The organism is Acidobacteriota bacterium, from assembly GCA_003225175.1.
GTDB lineage: Bacteria > Acidobacteriota > Terriglobia > Terriglobales > Acidobacteriaceae > Gp1-AA112.
Window position 1 is genome coordinate 1 of record QIBA01000254.1, and the last position, 2,079, is coordinate 2,079.

Here is a 2,079-nt window from a genome sequence, read left to right on the forward strand (position 1 = left end):
CGCTGGCGGCGCATTCGGTACTCCCGCTCCCTCTCTCGCTCACGCGGGGGCGATACGGGAGTCTCCAACGAAAGGTGTGATTGCGCGGCGGTAATGCGCTTTACGGATTGTGGACCACTGGCGGCGCAGGTTTGCTCGCTTCAGGCTGAGGGCGTTCGTTTTGTGGATTTGCGCTGCCTGCTCCTTCAGGGTTGCTGCGAGACACGCAACGGTGGCTTCCAAGTTCTCCACTTTGCGGTGCTCTTTGAGGCTCTTCGGTCCGCGAGAATCAACGACTGAGACCCAGCCCAAATCTATGGACGGCAATGAGAGTGTCAGCACGATCTCTCAATGCCTCACCGCGTGCGGTTTTACTGATCGTTTACCATCGTTTTCTGCTCGCCTCACGTCGCACATCCCGCTAAAATGAATTTCCATGATTCCCTTCTTATCTGGCGGTCACCAACGAAGTCGGGCGAATTAGGGGCTATGGCAACTCCTATGCGACAGCTGGCTGTTACACTGATCGCACTAACAGTGGCCACATTTCAAACGCACGCTGGAAGTTTCGACTGGCTTTTTGATGTTGTTAACAACGATGAGGTTGCACGCAGGCAAGCTCAGTTGTTAGTGTGGGATGGTGTGCCGCATCCGGTCTCAGCGACTTTTGAAAAGGTACACATTGTAGACAAGGATTGGCCTTTTTATCTCTTTCATGTTGTAATCACCGGTCCAGGCGCTGGAGTAGAGCGTGATCGAAGCTCGTATCTAGTCTGCTTCAAGCTGACCGAACGTGCAACCGAATTCCGCATACTTACCGTGATTCAATACTCCTCAGACCCGCCGACAGAACGCGAGATTAGGATAGATAAGCGTCTTAATAGATGGCCAGTTTCACCGCCTTGGAAAACAGGAGATGATCTGCCACGCAATATCAAGCCTCCTGGCTTGAGCATCGTGTTAGACAAGTGTCGCACAGGGTTAGACTGGTAACACCGTTACCCTTCTCGCCGGTTAACGCGGCACAAATGAGCCGAAGCCAATTCAGGAATATGATGGACCATTCATCATTCGGTAAGCAGACAAAAGAGGGCCGTGCGGTTCGCGTGAATTGAAGAGAATTCCAGTCGGTGATCGGCGATGTCGCGCAGGCCCAATTTGCCGTTGACTGGGCGACATGCTCCTGCTACAACGTTGAGGTGACCTTTCGCGCTCTCCTACAGATGGTAATCATGGCTTTTGTTCTTACGGGCTTTGCCAAAGTAAGCCATGCTTTGGATTTCGGCGGATTCGTCGTGTATGTGGGCGACCGATCCGATCCGGGCGACTTCGACCCGTACTTCAACCAACCAAAAATCTATCGCCAACCGCGGTATTACGAATCAACAAGCAAGAAGAGAAAAGGCAACAAGGTGTTCAAGACTACGAAGGTGAAGGACCAACACGGTCACACGGTTTACAAAAAGACCACCTCTCACAAGGTGAAGAAAAACAAGAAGTAATTCACAGTCATGAAACTCCGTTTGTTTCTCTTCGTGCTCCTACTCAGCGTCGCAATCGCATTTGCGTCCGATCTCGACTTCACGCTGGTGAACCAGACAGGCCGAAGCTTTGAAGGTCTCTATATCACCGATTCTAGCAACAAGGATTGGGACGCAAATATCCTTCTCGACGGAAAAGTGCTAGCTGCTGGGGGAAAGATCCAGGTGCGCTTCAAAAATGACGCAAAATCGGAAACCTGGGATTTCAACCTGGTGGACGACGAAGGACTCTCGGTCACCTTCGATAAGGTGAAACTTGCGGGCGCTGATACAGTCACGTTGAAGGACGTCAACGGTGAGATCACTGCGGAGATTGAGTAGGTCGAGAGCTTACTCCCGGTTCTCTGAGGACAAAGCCGGTTCAGCGGGTCGAGTTTTCGAAAGAATCTCACCTGCTCGTTAAAGCACCATTGCCGCAAGCGCGAATCGCCGCTTCAATTCCAAGAGGTTCTTTGACTCTCTTCTACGTTCCGATAGCATCCTGTCTCGATGAAACCGACCAGTAATGACTTCGTTACGAGCCGCGTGGTGTCAAAAAATTCGTTCTCTTTCAAGGCTC

The 2,079-nt window shown here is 51.6% G+C and carries 4 protein-coding genes; 3 read left to right on the top strand and 1 reads right to left on the bottom strand.

Features of this window, described 5'->3' with window-relative positions; translation table 11 throughout:
• Nucleotides 1-39: 39 nt before the first annotated feature.
• Nucleotides 40-291: a hypothetical protein gene (locus DMG62_25140; protein ID PYY18935.1), complete on the bottom strand. Its 252-nt coding sequence runs from the start codon at nt 289-291 to the stop codon at nt 40-42.
• A gap of 189 nt (nt 292-480) precedes the next feature.
• Here DMG62_25140 and DMG62_25145 point away from each other — a divergent pair, with 189 nt between their 5' ends.
• From DMG62_25145 to DMG62_25155, 3 genes are all read left to right on the top strand, one after another.
• Nucleotides 481-972: a hypothetical protein gene (locus tag DMG62_25145; protein PYY18936.1), complete on the top strand. Its 492-nt coding sequence runs from the start codon at nt 481-483 to the stop codon at nt 970-972.
• A gap of 137 nt (nt 973-1,109) precedes the next feature.
• Nucleotides 1,110-1,481, top strand: coding sequence for a hypothetical protein (locus tag DMG62_25150; protein PYY18937.1), 372 nt, complete (start codon nt 1,110-1,112; stop codon nt 1,479-1,481).
• Between the two features lie 21 nt (nt 1,482-1,502).
• On the top strand, nt 1,503-1,841 hold the full coding sequence (locus DMG62_25155) for a hypothetical protein (protein ID PYY18938.1): 339 nt from the start codon (nt 1,503-1,505) through the stop codon (nt 1,839-1,841).
• The last annotated feature ends 238 nt before the right edge of the window (nt 1,842-2,079 follow it).

What these genes read in the sequence shown, in the direction of transcription:
- DMG62_25145 (PYY18936.1), top strand. Translation starts at nt 481, where the DNA reads ATGCGACAGCTGGCTGTTACACTGATCGCACTAACAGTGGCCACATTT.